The following is an 18,808-nucleotide window of genomic DNA, read 5'->3' on the forward strand; positions in this document are numbered from 1 at the left end:
TTCATGAACAACTAGAGGAAGTTAATGGGTGGAATTAATAATTGATTAACCATGTCGCGCCGATTTGATCTACATCTAGTGGCTAGACGTTAACGATCACACTAAAATAATGTGGAAAAGTTAACGGCTTGCGACAAAACCACTTGCCGTCACATTCTCCACGCATTGTCGCCACAATGCGGAATGGCCCATAATCAAGCAATCAATGGTTGTTTATTGGCAGAACTGCGTGGCATTCGGCGTCCACTTACCGTAGCCCGTCGCGACCAGATTCGCGATCACCCGACAGACATATTTCTTCTGCGCCGGGTCATTGTTCGGGCCGGCGTGATACCGCGCGACGGCCATTGTCCAGCTCTCATGCTTCGCGCGAAGATTGGACAGGAAGCGCGCGGCATATTCGACATTCTTACGTGGGTCAAGCATCTCCGTCGGCGATGCAAACTGATCGCCATGGAAGTGGTAATTGATCTGCATGCAACCGAGATCGATGAGCTTGGCACCCTGCGCCCGGGCGTTGGCAAATCGAACGAGAACGTCCTGCGTGCTGCTGCCGAAATAGGCCTTGCCCTCGATATTCATCGCGTAAGGTTGCAGCGACCCCTTGCGGCCGGTTTCAGTCAATCCGACGGAATAGAGGATGCCGGCGGGTATGCCGTATTTCGACGCAGCCGAGATGATTTCACGCTCACAGATGCCGGTGCCTGCACTGGCGAACGCGCTACATGTAGACGTGACCAGTGCGAGAACGCTCAGTGCCGGCAACCGCATCATCCGTACCGCCATTGCCAACTCGCCTCTCCGCCACTGAACCCTGGCTGTCGCCACCCTCCCGCTGCCGCCCCTGCCCGCTGCCGTCCTCGGCGCGCTCGCGACCCTGCTGGCCCGCCTGGGCCTGCTGCTGCGAGCTGCCGCCGCCCGTCGACGTATCGCTGCCCGAATTGAACACGACATTGATCTGATCGACCGCGAAACCCTGTGCCCGCAGCGCCTTGACCATTTCGCTCTGGTCGTCGCGCAGCTGGCGGAAGGCTTCGCCGTTCTCCACCTTCAGCTCGACCTGCAGCTCGTCGTCCTTCAACCGCAACGTTGCGGTGACGAGGCCGAGCTCGATCGGATGCATCTGGATCTTGAGCGTGTTCAAGGTCTTGCCAGCCTGCGTCCAGGCGCCCGGCTGGCCGAGGCCTGCGCTCGGCTGCAACGACTGGGCAAAGCCCGCGTCGCCGGTGATCGCATTGGTGACATTGGTGGAATTGGTGTTCATCGAGATGCCAAGATAACGGCGAGCTTCGAGCACGGTGACGTTCTCAGCCTTGGCATTTGACCGCGCTGCGTCAACCGTCGCGCGCTCGCCATCGTTCGAAATGCTCATCGAGATCGCCTGGCCCTTGCCGTCGGCGCGGGCAAAGCGGAACAACCGGTCGGTGCCCTGCTCGCCATCGGCGCCTTCGGCACTCGCATCACGCGCATCGATCATCTCGCCATGTGCAGCGCCCTTCGCTCCGCGTTCACCGAGGTCATGTACGCCAGCGGTGGCCGCCGAGCCACCTTGAGCATCCGGACGCATCGACGGCGTCGCGTTGCCGCCAAGCAAAGTCAGCAGATCGTCCACGCTGGCGCCTGGCGATGTCTTGGCATCAGAGGCCACGGCCGCATCGGTTGGCTCGCCGTTGCCTTCGACACCCTGCGCGCCATTTGCCTGGCCTTTGGCAACCCCACGCGACAGCGCCGCCAGGCGCTCGGCCAGGTCGTCCGTTTCACCTGCTGTGTCGGATGCGCCGGCGTCGTTTCGCGCCTGCGCCGCCTTGGCGGAGGCAAGACGCTTGGCGTCCCTTTCACGCTCCGCAAGCGAAAACCGCTCGCTCTGAGCATTGTGATTGTCGTGCGACGGATCTTCCAGATCCCCAGGCCCACGATTGTGCGCCGGCTTGGAGATCGAGATCGCGGCGTCGCCGCCTTTAATGCCGCTATTGCCAATCAAGGTCGAAGCTCCAGAGTTTTCGCCATCGGCGTTGCCTGCGATCGAACCTTGTCCGCCCTGACCGTTCGCCTTCTGGCGCCCAGCGGTTGCCACGGCATCCTCGAAGGCGCCAGGGGCCTGCTCCTTGCCACCCGCACGTGCGCCCGGCTTGCCCGTCTGGGACTGAGGCGGTGCGCGCAGGCTTTCGTCGAGAGCTCTCATTTGCCTTCCCCCCTTAGCAGCGCATCGATCTCCTCCAACTTGGACCGACCCTTGGCCACGAAACCGTCGTGGGCAGGATCGGAGGCGTCGGCAGTCTCGGCGCTGACCTGTGCCGTCTCGCCAGCCGTCGGGGCCACTGCCTGCGCCGTCGGGTCCCCGAACGGGCTCATGCCGCTTCCCGTTTCCGCACCCTCGATCGGCTCGACTGGTGTGGCTGGTCTAACCGGTCTAGCGGAGAACGCTTGCGTGAGGCTTTCATCGTCCGGTGGTCTGACGACAGCATCTGCAACCGCCTTGGCCGCATCACGCAGGGCGCGATCGCGCGGAGAGAGTTCAGTGTCCGGGATTGCCGCAATGCTCTGGGTCGCGGCGAAGACGTCGGAGGACGGCACCGACGCCAGTCCGGCGTAGAAATTGGCAAGCACGCGCGGCTCGGATGCGCCATCGGCTGCAAGCTGCTCGGCTCTTTCAGAGGCAAGTTTCGCCAGCGACTGCTTGCCGCTGATGGCGGCGCGCCTTGCGACGCGAAGATAGACCTCCCGCTGGCGCGGAGCATCCATGAAGGTCAGGATCTCGGAAATCCGTTCCTGTGCCGCTTCGTCGAAATGGCCAACGGCCAGCTCGACGAAGACATCGGCGAATTGGCTCGCATAGGGCGAGGTCAGGTAGCGGCGGGCATAGTTCAGCGCATAGCGAAAACCCTTGTCGGGCAGGTTCGCCTGGACCGCAAGGAAGACCGAACGACGAAGGGCTGCCTCTTCGATGATCGTTCCCGGAGCGGTCAACCGGGCCCAGTCGTAGAACTTCATCGCCCCGACCGGGTCCTGCTGCGATGTGGCATTGCCGAGAATCAGGAACAGGTAGGGACCGACACGCGAATTCCGGTACTCGGGCGCCGCCTTCGACAGGCTCTCGACGATCAGACCACCCTTGCCGCCGAGATATTGCCTGAGTGCATCAGTGACACGCGTATCGAAATTGCCGTCGGCATCATGGTCGGCGAGATAGTTGAGCGTTTCCGGATTGCCGCCGCTCATGGCGTAGACAAGTGCCGCATCGACATTGCGCGGATCGCGGAACACGGACGCGTCCGCAGCCCTGAGCCGCTTGTCGATCGCACCCAGCATGAAGCGCTGCATCTCGATGGCCGAATGATCGCCGAGCACCACCGAGTCCTGCACGTATTGCAGCGACCGGATCATCTTGAAGGGTGCAAGCTCCTCGAGGTCGTTGGCATGAGCCGTTCCCGCCGCAAGCGGAACGGCCAGTGCCGACATCATCAAGGCGGATCGCAAGCGTCGCAGCATCGGTTCTAGCCCTTTGCCGGCTGCAGCAGGATTTCGATACGGCGGTTGCCGGGCGCATAGGGATCGCCGGGGATCTGCAGTCGCCGGTCGGCAAAGCCACTGATCTGGCTGACACGATCTTCCTTCAGACCGCCGCGAACGAGCATGTAATAGGCGCTCTGGGCGCGCGCTGCCGACAGGCGCCAGTTGTCATAGGTGCCGTCCTTGAACGGACGGCCATCGGTGTGGCCACGGATGGCGACGACGCCCTGGCGCTCAGACAGCAGCCGGCCGATCTTCTCCATGGCCATGACCAGCTCCTTCTGCGGCACGGCCGAACCGACGGCAAACATCTGGGAATCGGTCTGCTCGCTGATCGTCACCAGCAGACCGCCTTCGGCCGGCGTCACGACGAGACCTTCGGCCAGTCTGCCTGCATCGCCTGCGAGTTCCTTCTTGATCTCGGCCTTCAGCTCTTCGGCCTGCGCCGCAGCATCCTGCTTTGCGAGTTCGGCCTTTTCGGCATCGGTCTTGCCGGCCTCGGCCGGCGTCGCACCGCCTTCGGACTTTTGTTCTTCAGCGGTTTTCTGCAGTGGCGCCGCGCCGTTCTCCATCGCTGTCTTGGATGCCAGGGCTACGTCCTTTTCGGACGTATTGCCGGCATCCTTGACTTCGACCTGCTTGGTCCAGAAATCCGGATCGAAGGGATCGCGAAAGGCCTCGCCGCCTTCCGCGCCGGTCGACGGCCCGGATTGCGCCGCACCGCCGTCACCCTTGACGCTGACGTTTGCCTGCTGGCCGACTTCCTGTGCGATTTCCGAAAGCACCGAATACGGGTTCTCGAAGAAATCGGCGTCGGAATATTTCGTTTCCTCGCCCGAGGTCGCAGTCAGTTGGTCGCCGGTCTTGGCCGAGCCACCCGACTTTTCCTGTTCGCCGTCCACCTTCGATCGCTGCTGCGTCTCTTCTCCCTGCGCATCCTTGGCAGGATCCTTCAAGCCTCGCTCGGCAGGCTTCTGGTCGGTCAGCTGCACCGGATTGAAATAGGAGGCGATTGCCGCCTTGGTTTCCTCGTTGGCGGCGTTGATCAGCCACATGACGAGGAAGAAGGCCATCATCGCTGTCATGAAGTCGGCATAGGCGATCTTCCACCCGCCGCCGTGATGACCGTCATGACCGCCACTCACCCGTTTGACGATGATGATTTCGTTCTTGCCGTTGTGGTGGCTTTCGTCGCTCATGCGAGAACCTTCCGGACAGTGTCGGCCCAAGCCGCCATTCTTGTAACGAGGATCGTCTCATCCATTTCGATGGCGAGATCGATGTCGTTGGTTTCAACGTGGCGGAACACCGGCATGTCTTCGCCGAGGCTGCTCTTCAGGGCTTCGAACAGAGGAAGCGGACCCTTGACGGTGATCGCACAGCCTTCGCCGGCAATAATTCCCTGCCGGATCAGCTGGGCCATATCGGCAATGGCGCGCTTCACCAGCGCCTCCTCCATTACCGGTGCAAGCACGCGCGCGGTCTGGTCGCCCAGGGCGACGGCCACTTGCTCCGTCATTTCCTGAAACTGCCCGGCTACCCGGCTTGCGGCCTCCTCTTCCAAGCGCTTGGTCAGAGCCTGGATTTCAGCCGCGTGAGCCGCCTGGAGATCGGCAATCTGATTGCCGTGTTCGAAGGCGAGCTCGGCGGTCGCTTCGGCGCGGCCATGTTCGAAAGCCTCGCGCCGCTCGGCTTCGACATCGATCTGCGGCGCGACCGATCGCAGAGCGAGACGGTCACCGTCGGAATAGTCGGTATCGAGATCGGGGAAATATTTCGGCGGCATCATCGACAGTTCGACTTTCGGCGCGCTGAAATCCTTGAGATAGCGGGACAGCATCGCGCTCATGGCTGGAACCTCGATGCGCGCAGCACGATAGAAGGCGATCCCCGTCTTCCTGACAGGCGCCGCCTTACGGCGCAGAATTCCCATGATCCTGACACTGCTGAAATGTCTCCCTCGGGTCCGGTCGCCGATAGCGTCGAACCCTGCATTCTTGGACTTACAGCGGCCGCGCGCGGGAATTTTCATTCCGGCGGCAGACCGATGCAGGCGGCGGCGCAAATCTCATATTGGCCGGCAGTCAACCGACAGGACTGCGAGGGAAGGCTATTCGGTCAAACTTGTGCGAAAATGAATGTGTTGGACCGCGCCAGGGCAATTAGCGCGGTCCAACCGTTTCCACCGGGTGCCGTGACCGACGACGTGGCAGAACTCAATTCGTGCCGGCATCCACCTCTTCAGCGGATGCGGACGGACGGTCCCAAACCAGCGGCACCGAAGCGCCGCCGGTTTGAAGCCCTTACTGCTGGAAGAGGCGCAGGATATTCTCGGAATTGGTATTGGCGATCGAGAGCGCCTGAATGCCGAGCTGCTGCTGCGTCTGCAGCGCCTTCAGCCGCGTCGATTCTTCATTCATGTCGGCATCCACAAGCCGGCCGACGCCCTTGTCGATCGTATCCATCAGGTTGGCGACAAAGCTTTCCTGCATGTCGATGCGCTTGGTGATGGCACCCAGCGTCGAACCGGCGTCCGTCAGCTGGCCGAGGATCTTGTCGACGACGCGAATCATCGCGTCCATATCGGCCGGCGAGGTCGTTGCAGTCAGTTTGATTTCGGTGCCTGTCGGCGGTGCCGCGGGCGGAGCGACGATCAGGTAGTACGGCGCGGCGGTGCCGGTGGGCGACTGCAGCAGCGCGTCGGCATCATAGGCTCTGGTGAGCAGGCCGCGCGCCGAGCTGCCCGTGTCGATCAGCATCGATTGAGCCGTATCGAAGTCGAGCGTCGTGATCGAAACGTTGCCGTTGCCGTCACGGTTGAACGAGGCAACCACCGATTTCGTGCCGACCGCGGCGCTGTTGGTGTTGTAGAGCCAGTTCTCGCTCGAGAACGACGCCGATTGCGAGGCGGACATGAGCTGGTTCTTCAGCTCGGTGATTTCCTTGTTGATCTTCAGCTTGTCGACACCGGGCTCGCGCGCGGCGACGAGCTTGGTCTTGATTTCGGTGACGACATCGATGGACGCCTTCATTGCCGCATAGGCGGTATCGACCTTGGCCGCACCGAGACCGAGCGCGTCCTGCACGGTGGAAAGCGCGGCGTTGTCGGAGCGCATGGTGGTCGCAATCGACCAATAGGCAGCGTTATCGGCTGCGGTCTGAACGCGATAGCCCGACGAAATCCGGTCCTGCACTTCGGCCATGTTGGTGTTGATCGAGCGTAACGTCTGGAGTGCGGCCATGGCGGCCGTGTTGGTCATGATGCTGGTCATTGGTCACTTGCCCCGAATGATTTTCTGAGAACATTCCGGAGTGAATGACCGGCAGCGACGGGACCAGCGTCATGCGAACCGCCCCTGTTTTGCCCTGGGGGCGACCCTTCGCTCTTAACGAATGTGTAACGATTGTTTGGTTAACAAACGGTTAACGCCATTCATAAGTCGGTAACGAAGGTGAACAAAAATAAGGAAATATGAAGCCGGTGTTAACGCCTGAGGAATGGTTGGGTGTTAACGCAAAAACCGCGCCGCCTTTCGGGCGACGCGGCTTCATCGAGAGAACGGTCATAAGGGGCGAATGAGCGCCCGCCATGTCCCTTGCGCTGATTACTTGAACAGCGAGAGGATGTTCTGCGAGTTGGTGTTGGCGATCGTCAGAGCCTGGATGCCGAGCTGCTGCTGCGTCTGCAGAGCTTTCAGGCGGGTCGACTCCTCGTTCATGTCGGCATCAACCAGCTTGCCAACACCTGATTCGATCGAGTCCATCAGGTTATCGACGAAGTCCTTCTGGAGATCGACGCGCTTGTTGACGGCACCGAGATCGGCGGCCGAGTCGGTCATGGCCTTCAGGACGGTATCAACGCCGCTGAGGTAGTTGGCAAGCGTCGTTGCAGTTACCCCGGTGCTGATGTCGAGGCTCAGAACGCTGACGCCAGAGATAGCCGTGCCGCCGGAGTCCTTGATGTCGGCGGTGAGCAGACCGTTGGTACCGGCGGTGCTGGTTTCGTCGATCAGCATGGTCTTGGTCGTGTCGACGTCGAGCGTCGTCAGGCTGACATTGCCGTTGGCGTCGCGGTTGAACGAACCGACAATCGACCTCGTGCCCGGTGCAGTCGCGCCGGAAGCGGTGTAGAGCCAGTTTTCGCCGGAGAACGACGCCGACTTGACGACGCTTCTCAGCTGATCCTGAAGCTGGTCGATTTCCTTCTGGACCTTCGACTTGTCAACGCCCGGCTCGCTGGCAGCAACGAGCTTCGCCTTGATTTCGTCGACGACCGAGATCGCAGCCTTCATGCCGGTGTAGGCAACGTCGGTCTTGGCAGCGCCGAGGCCGAGTGCGTCCTGAACCGTGCCGAGGGCCTTGTTGTCCGAACGCATGGTCGTTGCGATCGACCAGTAAGCGGCGTTGTCGGAAGCGTTGCCAACCCGGAAGCCGGACGAGATCCGGTCCTGCGTGGTCTCCATCGAGGAATTGATCGAACGCAGCGTGGAGAGTGCGGCCATTGCCGCGTTGTTGGTCATGATGGACGTCATTGGCTGAGTGCCCCTTGGGAAAGCGAGATGAAAGGGACATTCCGGGATTACCGGGAACCGGCGGCCAGCTTCATGCCTGCTAACGCGTTAATCTTGTTGGTTAACCCGCCGTTTCGTTGGCCACAGAAAACACCAAGATGGTTAATGAAGCTTGAAGCCGCATACCCAAAATCGTGTCGGCAAAAGAAAAACCGCGCCTCGAACGAGACGCGGTTTTTCGTGTTGCAGTCCGGGACCGAGGTCGCCGGTGTCTGGACCGATTAACGGAACAGCGAGAGGATGTTCTGCGAGTTGGTGTTGGCGATCGTCAGAGCCTGGATGCCGAGCTGCTGCTGCGTCTGCAGAGCCTTCAGACGGGTCGACTCCTCGTTCATGTCGGCATCAACCAGCTTGCCAACACCTGATTCGATCGAGTCCATCAGGTTATCGACGAAGTCCTTCTGGAGATCGACGCGCTTGTTGACGGCACCGAGATCGGCGGCCGAGTCGGTCATGGCCTTCAGGACGGTATCAACGCCGCTGAGGTAGTTGGCGAGTGTCGTTGCAGTTACCCCGGTGCTGATGTCGAGGTTCAGAACACTGACCGTACCGATCGCCGTACCGTTTGTACCAATCAGGTAATCCGTGAGCAGGCCGTTGGTGGCGTTGGCTTCGTCGATCAGCATGGTCTTGGTCGTGTCGACGTCGAGCGTCGTCAGGCTGACATTGCCGTTGGCGTCGCGGTTGAACGAACCGACAATCGACCTCGTGCCCGGTGCAGTCGCGCCGGAAGCGGTGTAGAGCCAGTTTTCGCCGGAGAACGACGCCGACTTGACGACGCTCTGCAGCTGATCCTGAAGCTGGTCGATTTCCTTCTGGACCTTCGACTTGTCAACGCCCGGCTCGCTGGCAGCAACGAGCTTCGCCTTGATTTCGTCGACGACCGAGATTGCGGCCTTCAAACCGGTGTAAGCAACGTCGGTCTTGGCAGCGCCGAGGCCGAGTGCGTCCTGAACCGTGCCGAGGGCCTTGTTGTCCGAACGCATGGTCGTTGCGATCGACCAATAAGCAGCGTTGTCGGAAGCGTTGCCAACGCGGTAGCCGGACGAGATCCGGTCCTGCGTGGTCTCCATCGACGAGTTGATCGAACGCAGCGTGGAGAGTGCGGCCATTGCCGCGTTGTTGGTCATGATGGACGTCATTGGCTGAGTGCCCCTTGGGAAAGCGAGGTGAAAGGGACATTCCGGGATTACCGGGAACCGGCGGCCAGCTTCATGCCTGCTAACGCGTTAATCTTGTTGGTTAACCCGCCGTTTCGATAGGCATAGAAAACACCAAGATGGTTAATGAAGCTTGAAGCTGCAGAGCCAAAACCGTGTCGACAAAAGAAAAACCGCGCCTCGAACGAGACGCGGTTTTTCGTGTTGCAGTCCGGGACCGAGGTCGCCGGTGTCTGGACCGATTAACGGAACAGCGACAGGACGTTCTGCGAGCTGCTGTTGGCGATCGAGAGAGCCTGGATGCCGAGCTGCTGCTGCGTCTGCAGAGCCTTCAGGCGGGTCGACTCTTCGTTCATGTCGGCGTCAACCAGCTTGCCAACACCCGATTCGATCGAGTCCATCAGGTCGTCAACGAAGTCCTTCTGGAGATCGACGCGCTTGTTGACGGCACCGAGATCGGCGGCGGCGTTGGTCATGCTCTTCAGGACGCTATCAACGCCGCTGAGGTAGTTGGACAGGGTCGTCGAAGTGACGCCGGTACCGCTGATGTCGAGGTTCAGAACGCTGACGCCCGTGATGGCCGTGCCAGTGGAGTCCTTGATGTCGGCGGTGAGCAGGCCGTTGGCACCGCTGGTGCTGGTTTCGTCGATCAGCATGGTCTTGGTCGTGTCGACGTCGAGCGTCGTCAGGCTGACATTGCCGTTTGCGTCGCGGTTGAACGAACCGACGATCGACTTCGTGCCCGGTGCAGTCGCGCCGGAAGCGGTGTAGAGCCAGTTTTCGCCGGAGAAGCCGGCGGACTTGACGACGCTCTTCAGCTGATCCTGAAGCTGGTCGATTTCCTTCTGGACCTTCGACTTGTCAACGCCCGGCTCGCTGGCAGCAACGAGCTTCGCCTTGATTTCGTCGACGACCGAGATCGCAGCCTTCATGCCGGTGTAAGCAACGTCGGTCTTGGCAGCGCCGAGGCCGAGTGCGTCCTGAACCGTGCCGAGGGCCTTGTTGTCCGAACGCATGGTCGTTGCGATCGACCAGTAAGCGGCGTTGTCGGAAGCGTTGCCAACCCGGAAGCCGGACGAGATCCGGTCCTGCGTCGTTTCCATCGAGGAATTGATCGAACGCAGCGTGGAAAGTGCGGCCATTGCCGAGTTGTTGGTCATAATAGAAGTCATGAGACTGTCCCTCAAATTTACAAGGTTACACGGTTGGGGACATACCGGACTGAATACGTCTACCGGCAATGACGGACCGGCTTCATGCCACTCGGCTCCGCTCACTCAAGTGAAGGAAACCAAACCCGTCATGTGAGGGTGAATATCGCCCCCAATGCTTGCGATTTCATTAAGGTGGCAAGATATTTTCTAAGCAAAATCCTATGGTTAACAGGGCGTTACTTTGACTTCATCCCGCTCGGCGCGAATGACTTCAGCGACATCGCATTTATTGGCAAACAATACGCAATTCGCTCAACAATCCCGCCTGGGGCAAGGTTTCTGCTTCAAAACGGTATCTTGGTACATTGACGTTGCACAGGCTCGCGCGGTGACAACGGTTGCGCTTTTCCCATGGAGCTTCCCTTGAACGCCCACACCATCTTCTCTTCCGCTTCGCGGCAGTATCAAAAAGGCCAATACACCGAGGCGCTCGACTCTCTCAATCAGTTGCTCGATCTCACCCGTGACGCCAAGACCTACGCGCTTTTGGCAAAGGTGCTGTTGAAGCTCGGCTTCCGGAGCGATGCCGCGCAAGCCTACCAGTTGGCCGGCGAAGAAGGCGGAGTGCGTTCCGAGCATTTCCTGGCCGAGGCGATGAAGCTGCATTTCGCCTGCGGCAACGACGATCAAGCCCTCAGTCTCGGCCGCCCCCTGCTCGAGCAGGCAAAGACCGATCCCGAACTGGCCTATATCATCGTAACGTTGTTCCTGAAGCGCAGCCAGCCGGAGATTCTCGGCCCGTTCAAATCAACGCTCTCATTGAGCCCCCAGCATGAGCATCAGGTGCTTGCTGCCAAGTTGCTGACGTCCGACATCGGCAACAGTGAAGATCGCGAAATCGTCACCAACCTGTTCCGGCGGACCCCGTCGAACCTGGTGTTGCTTTCGGCTTATCTCGTCTTCATGCAGGAAGTGAACAACTTCGGCGAAATCGACAATTATGCGCAGGCACTGGAGCGCGTCGTCCAGTCGGTCAACCGCAAGTTCTTTCGTGCCGAAACGCCGTTTTACAACATGCATTGGTGCCGCGACGAAGCGCTTAACCGCCTTGCCGGTGCGCTCGATCATCCGTTCGCACCGGGCTGGCCCGCGGAACGCCGCCAGATGCCGCATTCCTGGGGCAAGAAAATACGGATTGGCTATCTTTCGAACGACTTCTGGGCGCCACACGCCACAATGAAGCTGTTGAATGCCGTGCTCACCTCGCACGATCGCGAAAAATTCGACGTTACGCTCTTCTGCTACACGCCGGAGAAGTACCTGCCGCTGGCCGGCGAAGAACGCCAGGCGTGGGGCAAGATCGTGCGTGTCGAAAACCTCTCTGACGAGCAGGCGGCACAGGCGATCCGTGACGAACAGATCGACATCCTCGTCGATCTGAAGGGCCACACGATGCACAGCCGCGTCAGCATCCTCAACCACAAGACCGCCCCGGTGCAGGTCGCCTGGCTCGGCTTCCCCGGTACCACCGTCAATGTCGATCTCGACTACATCATCGGCGACCGCTACGTCCTTCCCGATGGCAGCGAGGAACACTATTACGAGCGGTTCTGCCGCTTGCCCGAAACCTACCAGCCGAACGATCCGGCCGGCCGGCCACGGCCCGCGGTGATGTCTCGCGCCGAAGCGGGCCTGCCCGAAGATGCCTTCGTCTATGCGTCCTTCAATGCCAACCGCAAGATCATCGGCGAAACCATGAAGGCATGGGCCGAAATCCTGCGCAGAACGCCCGACAGCGTCCTTTGGCTGATGCGCCTCAAGCCGGAAGCCCAGGCGCATATCCTGCGCCGTTTCCAGAGCTACGGCATCGCAACGAACCGCATCATCTTCTGCGAAAAGATCGAGTACGAAAAACACATGGCGCGCATCCCGGCCGCCGACCTCGGCCTCGACACCTTCCCCTGCAACGGACACACCACGACATCCGAACAGTTGTGGATGGGCTTGCCGGTGCTGACACCGAAAGGCACCCACTTCGCCTCTCGCGTCAGCGAAAGCCTGCTGCACGCGATCGGATTGCCGGAACTCGTTGCTACTGACGTCGATGACTACATCGAGCAGGCGGTCGCCCTTTACAACAACCGCAGCAAGGTCGCCGCCTACAAGCAGACACTCGAAGACAACCGGCTGCAGATGCCGCTGTTCGATGCCGAACGCTTCTGCCGCCACCTCGAGCACGCCTATGAGGCGATGGCCGATCGCGCAAGAACGGGATTGGAGCCGGCGCTCATCGACGTCCCGGCACTGCCGCCTCGAACGGCTCCTTTCGCACAGTAACCGGCGTCAACCGCCGTCGCACCCTGCCTATCCCCCGAAACCCCGCCCTTCCGGCGGGGTTTTTCGTTTGCCATCAGGGACAGCCCGCGGATTGCGGGCAGCCTCGCGTCATGCATGCGGCGCTTGGAGCCGCGGCCCCAAAGGCTGCCGCATGGTCCTTGAAGCGACGACGATGGAGGATGCCTACGGCTGCTTTAGAGCAATTCCAGGAAAAGTGTGAAACGGTTTTCCGTCCGGAATTGCGTCATTTCAAAGAGCTAGATCATTCCACTGTTTCAACGAAACAATGAAATGATCTAGCCCACGCACACGTGCGGCGCATGCAGCAAATCAGGGCTTTGAATAAAAAGGAGCGACGGGGCGGTGGGTGGTCAGCTGAACGAGCGCACCAGGCTGCCGACGAGCAGGTTCCAGCCGTCGATCAATACGAAGAAGAGGATCTTGAAGGGCAGCGAGATTGCCGTTGGCGGCAGCATCATCATGCCCATCGCCATTGTGATGGTGGCGACGATCAGGTCGATCACCAGGAACGGCAGCATGATGAGGAAGCCGATCTCGAAGCCGCGGCGGATTTCCGAGATCATGAAGGCGGGAACGACGGCGCGCAGGTCGACCTTGTCGTCGACGACGACCGTCTGGCCCTTCTCCTTGGCGATATCGATGAAGAGCTGCAAATCCTTGTCCCGGGTATTGGCGAGCATGAATTCGCGGAACGGCTCGGCGATACGCGGCAGCGCCTCCGTTTCCGTAATCTGGTTCTTCATCAACGGGTCGATGCCGTCGCGCCAGGCACGATCGAAGGTCGGAGCCATGACGTAGAAAGTCATGAACAGCGCCAGCGAAACCATGATCATGTTCGACGGTGTCGTCGCCAGGCCCATGCCGGTGCGCAGGATGGCAAAGGCGATCACGAAGCGCGGAAAGCTGGTGACCATGATCAGGATGCCCGGCGCGACCGAAAGAACGGTCAGAAGGCCGAACGTCCGGATGATCCACGAAGCGGCCGAGCCGTCGATCGGCGTGTTCAGGATGTCAGAGGGAAAACTCTGGGCGCCGGCGATTCCGGACATCGCCATCATGGCGACTATAAAGGCGATGAGCCGGATCATTTAGCGAATCATTGAATGACGAAGGTTCTGAACATAACGTTGGTTACGCGCCCATCCGAGCGCAGGTCAACCCGTTCCTGGATGTCATCCCGGAGATATTGAAAGCCGCGCGGCCCCTGGATCTGCTGCAGCGACACGGTTTTCAGATAGGCGGCGATATCCTGGTGGATCTGCTCGGCCATAGCCGGATCCGGGACACCGTCGAACTGCAGCGCCACCTCAAGCCGGATCCAGTTTTCCGAGGGGTAGGCGAGGTTCGTGGTGATCGGGTCAAGCTGGACGACGCCATTGGCCTCGGTGGCGATCTTCGGCACGCCCTCCTCGCCGGTTGCATTCGGAGCGATGTCCCTGGTCGCCTCCACCTGCTCCTTGGGTGGCGGTGGCGCGAGCATGCCACCGACCAACCAGCCGCCGCCGCCGGCGACGAGCGTCAGGACGGCAACGACGGCGATCGTCATCACCTTCGACGGTGATTTCGCGGGCGCGGCGGTATCGAGTTCTTCCATCTTGCCATTCCCTGCCGATCAGATCGGCGAAATCAGGTCCATGATCTGCTGGCCGTAAGGCGGCTGCTGCACTTCGGTCAGGCGGCCGCGACCACCGTACGAGATGCGTGCCTCGGCAATCCGGTCGTAGGAGATCACGTTCTCGGCGTCGACGTCCTGCGTGCGCACGATACCGGCGACATTGAGGATGCGAAGCTCGTGGTTGACGCGAACCTCCTGCGAACCGCTGATCAGGAGGTTGCCATTCTCGAGCACGCCGGTGACGACCGCTGCGACAAGCAGTTGCAGCTTTTCGGACCGCTCGGTGGTGCCGTCGCCCTCGGTCTTGGTGTTCGAGCCGTATTTCAGATCACCCGACCAGCCGAAATCGCTGGCTTCCGACTGGCCGCTCGCGCCGATGTTGAAGCCGCTGGTGTTCTTGCGGCTGCGATCGGTCTTGTTGTCGAACGATGCCTTATCGTTGATGGCGATCTCGACGGTGAGGATGTCGCCGACATTAAGTGCACGCGCATCCTTGAAGAGAGCCGACTGCTGGTCGTTCCAGAGCGAGAAACCGCTGGCGACGTGGCGCGGCTGCTTGGGATACATCGCAAGCTGCGGCGTCTGGGTATATTGCAGACCGCTGCCGATCGGGCTCATGGAAGGAGCCCGGCCGATCTCGTTGAAGGCCTGATTCTGACATCCTGCGAGGAGGCCTGCGGCCAATACGGCCGTTAGACGCATTTTCATGATGGTTCCTTCGAGGTGTTCGGATCGATGGCACTCGAGATGATGTTGGTCAGGATGGCCGCCTTCTCATCGCTCATCTCGCTGAGGATCAGCGACGACTGGCGCGGCGGCAGGCGCATGACGATCGCGGCCGCAATCTCCGGATTGACCATCTCCAGCTTGCCCGCGGCAGCATCCGGCTTCATCGTCTTGTAGATGCCAACAAGGCCGATCTCGGCCTGCTTGAGGAACTCGTTGCGGCGCTTCAGCCAGTCTTCGTATTCCTCGCGCCGCTTTTCGAGCGTCGCGATTCGGTCGTCGACATTCGCCTGGAGAGCTTCGAGTTCCTTGCGCTGCAGGACGTAGCGCTGGTCGCGGGCAGCATCGGCGATGTTGGTGCAGAACTGCTGGATCTCGTTGGCTGTCGCGTTGCCGGCCGGCGGCGCCGTGACGTCCTGAGCGAAGGCACCAGGCATCGCCAGCATCGACGCGACGGCGACTGATGCGAGCAGGATATTGCGGGATCTTCCGAGAAGGCGGTCTATGTTCATCATTGCAGGACAAGCTCCGCCTGAAGGGCCCCAGCCGTTTTGATGCTTTGCAGGATAGCGATGATGCCGTCCGGCTTGACGCCGATGTTGTTGAGACCGGCAACGAGCGACCGGAGGCTGGACCCGTTGAGAATGGCGACCGTGCCGCCGTCGGACTGGGCCTCGATGGTGGTGTTCGGCTCCATCGCCGTCTGGCCGCGCGAGAACGGCAGCGGCTGAACGACGGTCGGCGTCTCGCTGACCTCCACGGTCAAGGTGCCGTAGCTGACAGCCACCTCGTTGACACGCACGTCCTGACCGATGACGATCGTGCCGGTGCGCTCGTTGATGACGACCCTTGCCGGGACGTCGGTTTCGATGACGATGTTTTCGATATCGGCCATCAGCCGCGCCAGATCCGCCATCTTCGGCTTTTCGACGAGAACGGCCTGCGAATCGCGGGCTTCGGCAATCCGACCGCCATATTGTCCGGCAGCATATTTGTTGATCGCTGCGGCCATGCCGACGGCGGTGGAAAAGTCGGGGTTGCGCAGTTGCAGCACCAGGTTGAAGCCGTCCTTGAATTTCGACGGCAGCTCGCGCTCGATGATGGCGCCGTTCGGCACACGCCCGGATGTCGTGACCCCCTGATTGAGCGTTGCCGCGTCCCCTTGAGCATTGAAGCCGGTGACGACGACCGAGCCTTGCGCGACCGCATAGATCTGGCCGTCGGCGCCCGAGAGCGAGGTCATCACCAGGGTGCCGCCGCGCAGAGAGGTGGAATCGCCGAGCGATCCGACGGTCACATCGACGCGGCTGCCGGGGCTGGCAAAGGGCGGCAGGTTCGCCGTGACGAGAACGGCCGCGACGTTGCGCGTGCGCGATTCTCCGCCCTGGGTCGAGATGCCAAGATTCTGCAGCATGGCGCGCATCGACTGATCGGTAAACGGCGACGAGCGCAGGCTGTCACCCGTTCCCTGAAGACCGACGACGAGGCCGTAGCCGATCAGCTGGTTGTCACGGCCGGCCTGCAGCGAGGCAACGTCCTTGATTCGCGACGCGCCAAAGGCGGGCGTCATCGCCGTGGACAGCGCGACGGCCAGCGTCAGGAACCATTTGCAGGCAAGCATTTTCATTTCGCCACCACATGTATCGTGCCGTCGGCCATCACCGTTCCGGAAACGATAACGCCAGTATCAATGTTGCGAGCCCGGATCAGATCGCCGATCCCGGCGTCCTGAAGCGGCGACCCGGCCGCGCTGATGGTGAGACCACCATTGCTGAAGATCAGACGGACCGTGGAGCCGCGCTCGACCGCGTACTGCTCGCGCAGCGCTGAGGCCAGAATAACGCGGCCGGGAAGCAGTGTGCGCTTGCTGACCTTGCCGTCGATCTCGCTCAACGTCCTGATGTAGCCATCCGTCAGATCGGGGTTGGTCACATCGACAACCTCGAGCCTGCTCGCGTCGATCGCTTCGCCGGGGTAGATCGTCTGCTTGGGGATGACTGCCGTCAGCCGGTCCGCAAAGCCTGCCGAAGGCGACAGGAAAGCGGCGGCAAGCACAACACCCGCCACCACGTGCCGCGCCTTCGGCGCGGAACCGTCTTTCTGAGCTGTCATTCCAGCGGTTCGGCGAAACGTCATGTTTGCCCCCTCTTCCGTTACCTGAGGTTCTTGCTCACCGTAGCCGCCATTTCGTCTGCGGCCTGGATGATCTTGGAGTTCATCTCATAGGCACGCTGAGCCGAGATCAGGTCAGTGATTTCCTTGACCGGATCGACGTTCGACGCTTCGAGATACTTCTGCTTGATCAGCGCGAAGCCCGGATCGGCCGGCGTTCCGACAATCGGCTCGCCGGAGGCCGGCGTCTGCTTGAACAGGTTTTCGCCCTGCGGCTCGAGGCCCGCTTCATTGACGAAGTTGGCAACCGTCAGCTGGCCGATCTCCTGCATCGCCGGATCGCTGCCGATGCGCACCATCACCTGGCCGGAACTGGTGAAGGCGATTTCGGTGGCGTCCTGCGGGACGGTGATGCCCGGCACGACGGTGTAGCCGTCGATGGTGACCAGCTGGCCCTGGGCATTCTTGTTGAAGGCGCCCGCACGGGTATAGACCGTTTCGCCATCCGGCGTTTCGACCTGGAACCAGCCGCGGCCGACCAGTGCGAGGTCGTAATCGTTGCCGGTGCTGACCAGGCTGCCCTGGATATGCAGGTTGCGCACGGCGGCCGTCTGGACGCCGAGACCGATGATCGCACCTTCCGGAACGATCGCCTGGTTGGAGCGGTTCGGCACGCCCTGGGCGCGCTCGGTTTGATAGAGCAGGTCGGAAAACTCTGCGCGAGCACGCTTGTAGCCGGTCGTGTTGATGTTCGCGATGTTGTTCGCGATCACTTCAAGGTTCAGCTGCTGGGCGTTCATGCCGGTTGCGGCAATGGAAAGGGCCTTCATGTCTCGTTCCTTCAGATCTGCATGCGCGCGATTTCGAGGTAGGCGGTCACCACCTTGTCGCGGATCGCGATTGCGGTCTGGAGTGACTGTTCGGCGTTCATCACCGCATCGACGACTTCACGCGTGTTCGCCTGACCGCGGATGCCGTCGAGCGAAGCGCCTTCAGCCTTCTTCATCGCGCCGATGGCGTCGGTCGCCATGTCGCCGAGGACCGAGGCAAAGCTTTGGGATTGCGGCGCCGCCTGGGTGGCTGCGGGCGCACCGAAGACCGACGACGAAGAGGACGTAAGGCGGGTACCTTCGGCCTCTTTCATGACCGAAAATGCGCCGACAGAATTAATTGCGTCGATCATTATTGTGATGCTCTCAACAGGTCGATTGTTTGGGAAACCAGGTCGCGCGACTGCTTGATCGTCTGCAGGTTGGCCTCATAGGCGCGATTGGCTTCGCGCATATCGGCCATTTCGACCAGGATGTTGATGTTCGGCATCTTGACCATGCCCTTTTCGTCGGCGGCCGGGTTGCCCGGGTCGAACTCGATGGTGAAGTCAGAATCATCGGTGCCGAGCCGCTCGATCTCGACGAGCGATGCGCCGCTGGCCCTGTCGACCTCGGCTGCAAAGCTGATGGTTTTGCGCCGGTACGGGTCGGCGCCGGGTGCGTCGCCGGAGGAGCGTGCATTGGCGATGTTTTCGGAAACGATGCGCAGGCGGGTCGATTCTGCTTGCAGACCGGAGGCCGAGACCTTCATGGCCGAAGTCAAAGGATCCAT

General features: G+C 60.9%; 20 protein-coding genes. 2 read left to right on the top strand and 18 right to left on the bottom strand.

Features of this window, described 5'->3' with window-relative positions; translation table 11 throughout:
* Nucleotides 1-213: 213 nt before the first annotated feature.
* The 7 genes from ABIE33_RS05105 to ABIE33_RS05135 all read right to left on the bottom strand — a co-directional run bounded on the left by ABIE33_RS05105 (nucleotide 214) and on the right by ABIE33_RS05135 (nucleotide 8,042).
* The gene (locus tag ABIE33_RS05105) at nucleotides 214-771 is read right to left on the bottom strand and encodes a transglycosylase SLT domain-containing protein (protein ID WP_429123101.1); all 558 of its coding nucleotides are present in this window, start codon (nucleotides 769-771) and stop codon (nucleotides 214-216) included.
* Complete coding sequence (locus ABIE33_RS05110; RefSeq protein ID WP_429122169.1) at nucleotides 722-2,182, bottom strand: flagellar hook-length control protein FliK; 1,461 nt, start codon at nucleotides 2,180-2,182, stop codon at nucleotides 722-724. The genes ABIE33_RS05105 and ABIE33_RS05110 overlap by 50 nt, the downstream gene beginning before the upstream one ends.
* The gene (motC, locus tag ABIE33_RS05115) at nucleotides 2,179-3,489 is read right to left on the bottom strand and encodes a chemotaxis protein MotC (RefSeq protein WP_429122172.1); all 1,311 of its coding nucleotides are present in this window, start codon (nucleotides 3,487-3,489) and stop codon (nucleotides 2,179-2,181) included. Before motC ends, ABIE33_RS05110 begins: the two co-directional genes overlap by 4 nt.
* A 5-nt stretch (nucleotides 3,490-3,494) precedes the next feature.
* Complete coding sequence (locus tag ABIE33_RS05120) at nucleotides 3,495-4,709, bottom strand: MotB family protein (protein ID WP_429122175.1); 1,215 nt, start codon at nucleotides 4,707-4,709, stop codon at nucleotides 3,495-3,497.
* On the bottom strand, nucleotides 4,706-5,359 hold the full coding sequence (locus tag ABIE33_RS05125) for a hypothetical protein (RefSeq protein WP_429123104.1): 654 nt from the start codon (nucleotides 5,357-5,359) through the stop codon (nucleotides 4,706-4,708). Before ABIE33_RS05125 ends, ABIE33_RS05120 begins: the two co-directional genes overlap by 4 nt.
* 454 nt (nucleotides 5,360-5,813) lie before the next feature.
* Complete coding sequence (locus ABIE33_RS05130) at nucleotides 5,814-6,782, bottom strand: flagellin (RefSeq protein WP_429122177.1); 969 nt, start codon at nucleotides 6,780-6,782, stop codon at nucleotides 5,814-5,816.
* A gap of 333 nt (nucleotides 6,783-7,115) precedes the next feature.
* Nucleotides 7,116-8,042 carry a flagellin gene (locus ABIE33_RS05135; protein WP_429122180.1) on the bottom strand — a complete coding sequence of 309 codons (927 nt, stop codon included), beginning with the start codon at nucleotides 8,040-8,042 and terminating at the stop codon, nucleotides 7,116-7,118.
* 27 nt (nucleotides 8,043-8,069) lie between these two features.
* On the opposite strand from ABIE33_RS05135, the gene ABIE33_RS05140 reads away from it, so the two are divergent.
* Entirely contained in the window at nucleotides 8,070-8,306 is a 237-nt protein-coding gene (locus tag ABIE33_RS05140) for a hypothetical protein (RefSeq protein WP_429122183.1), read from the top strand.
* Here the strand turns inward: ABIE33_RS05140 and ABIE33_RS05145 are convergent.
* Together ABIE33_RS05145 and ABIE33_RS05150 are read right to left on the bottom strand one after the other, a co-directional pair.
* Nucleotides 8,303-9,223, bottom strand: coding sequence for a flagellin (locus ABIE33_RS05145; RefSeq protein ID WP_429122185.1), 921 nt, complete (start codon nucleotides 9,221-9,223; stop codon nucleotides 8,303-8,305). The two genes, ABIE33_RS05140 and ABIE33_RS05145, sit on opposite strands and share 4 nt — an antisense overlap.
* A gap of 260 nt (nucleotides 9,224-9,483) precedes the next feature.
* Entirely contained in the window at nucleotides 9,484-10,413 is a 930-nt protein-coding gene (locus ABIE33_RS05150; RefSeq protein ID WP_429122188.1) for a flagellin, read from the bottom strand.
* 393 nt (nucleotides 10,414-10,806) lie between these two features.
* Between ABIE33_RS05150 and ABIE33_RS05155 the strand changes: the two genes are divergently transcribed.
* Nucleotides 10,807-12,732 carry a glycosyl transferase gene (locus tag ABIE33_RS05155; protein WP_429122191.1) on the top strand — a complete coding sequence of 642 codons (1,926 nt, stop codon included), beginning with the start codon at nucleotides 10,807-10,809 and terminating at the stop codon, nucleotides 12,730-12,732.
* A gap of 371 nt (nucleotides 12,733-13,103) precedes the next feature.
* Here the strand turns inward: ABIE33_RS05155 and fliP are convergent, their stop codons facing one another.
* Genes fliP through flgC form a run of 9 tightly spaced genes read right to left on the bottom strand, consistent with a single transcriptional unit; the run spans nucleotide 13,104 to nucleotide 18,808 of the window.
* On the bottom strand, nucleotides 13,104-13,841 hold the full coding sequence (gene fliP, locus ABIE33_RS05160; RefSeq protein WP_053250460.1) for a flagellar type III secretion system pore protein FliP: 738 nt from the start codon (nucleotides 13,839-13,841) through the stop codon (nucleotides 13,104-13,106).
* An 8-nt stretch (nucleotides 13,842-13,849) separates the two neighbouring features.
* On the bottom strand, nucleotides 13,850-14,347 hold the full coding sequence (locus tag ABIE33_RS05165; protein ID WP_429122194.1) for a flagellar basal body-associated FliL family protein: 498 nt from the start codon (nucleotides 14,345-14,347) through the stop codon (nucleotides 13,850-13,852).
* 18 nt (nucleotides 14,348-14,365) lie between these two features.
* Nucleotides 14,366-15,076 (bottom strand): flagellar basal body L-ring protein FlgH, encoded by a 711-nt coding sequence (gene flgH, locus ABIE33_RS05170; RefSeq protein WP_429122197.1) that lies wholly within the window; start codon nucleotides 15,074-15,076, stop codon nucleotides 14,366-14,368.
* A complete protein-coding gene (locus tag ABIE33_RS05175) occupies nucleotides 15,073-15,609 on the bottom strand; it encodes a MotE family protein (protein ID WP_429122199.1) in 537 nt (178 codons plus the stop codon). Before ABIE33_RS05175 ends, flgH begins: the two co-directional genes overlap by 4 nt.
* On the bottom strand, nucleotides 15,606-16,721 hold the full coding sequence (locus ABIE33_RS05180) for a flagellar basal body P-ring protein FlgI (protein WP_429122202.1): 1,116 nt from the start codon (nucleotides 16,719-16,721) through the stop codon (nucleotides 15,606-15,608). The genes ABIE33_RS05175 and ABIE33_RS05180 overlap by 4 nt, the downstream gene beginning before the upstream one ends.
* On the bottom strand, nucleotides 16,718-17,230 hold the full coding sequence (gene flgA, locus ABIE33_RS05185; protein ID WP_429122205.1) for a flagellar basal body P-ring formation chaperone FlgA: 513 nt from the start codon (nucleotides 17,228-17,230) through the stop codon (nucleotides 16,718-16,720). The genes ABIE33_RS05180 and flgA overlap by 4 nt, the downstream gene beginning before the upstream one ends.
* Before the next feature lie 17 nt (nucleotides 17,231-17,247).
* Nucleotides 17,248-18,036, bottom strand: coding sequence for a flagellar basal-body rod protein FlgG (flgG, locus tag ABIE33_RS05190; RefSeq protein ID WP_112808902.1), 789 nt, complete (start codon nucleotides 18,034-18,036; stop codon nucleotides 17,248-17,250).
* Nucleotides 18,037-18,047: 11 nt separating this feature from the next.
* Nucleotides 18,048-18,389, bottom strand: a complete 342-nt coding sequence (locus ABIE33_RS05195; protein ID WP_429122208.1) for a flagellar hook-basal body complex protein FliE — start codon at nucleotides 18,387-18,389, stop codon at nucleotides 18,048-18,050.
* Entirely contained in the window at nucleotides 18,389-18,808 is a 420-nt protein-coding gene (flgC, locus tag ABIE33_RS05200; RefSeq protein WP_429122211.1) for a flagellar basal body rod protein FlgC, read from the bottom strand. The genes ABIE33_RS05195 and flgC overlap by 1 nt, the downstream gene beginning before the upstream one ends.

The organism is Ensifer sp. 4252 (assembly GCF_050434565.1).
In the GTDB taxonomy this organism is placed as follows: Bacteria; Pseudomonadota; Alphaproteobacteria; order Rhizobiales; family Rhizobiaceae; genus Ensifer.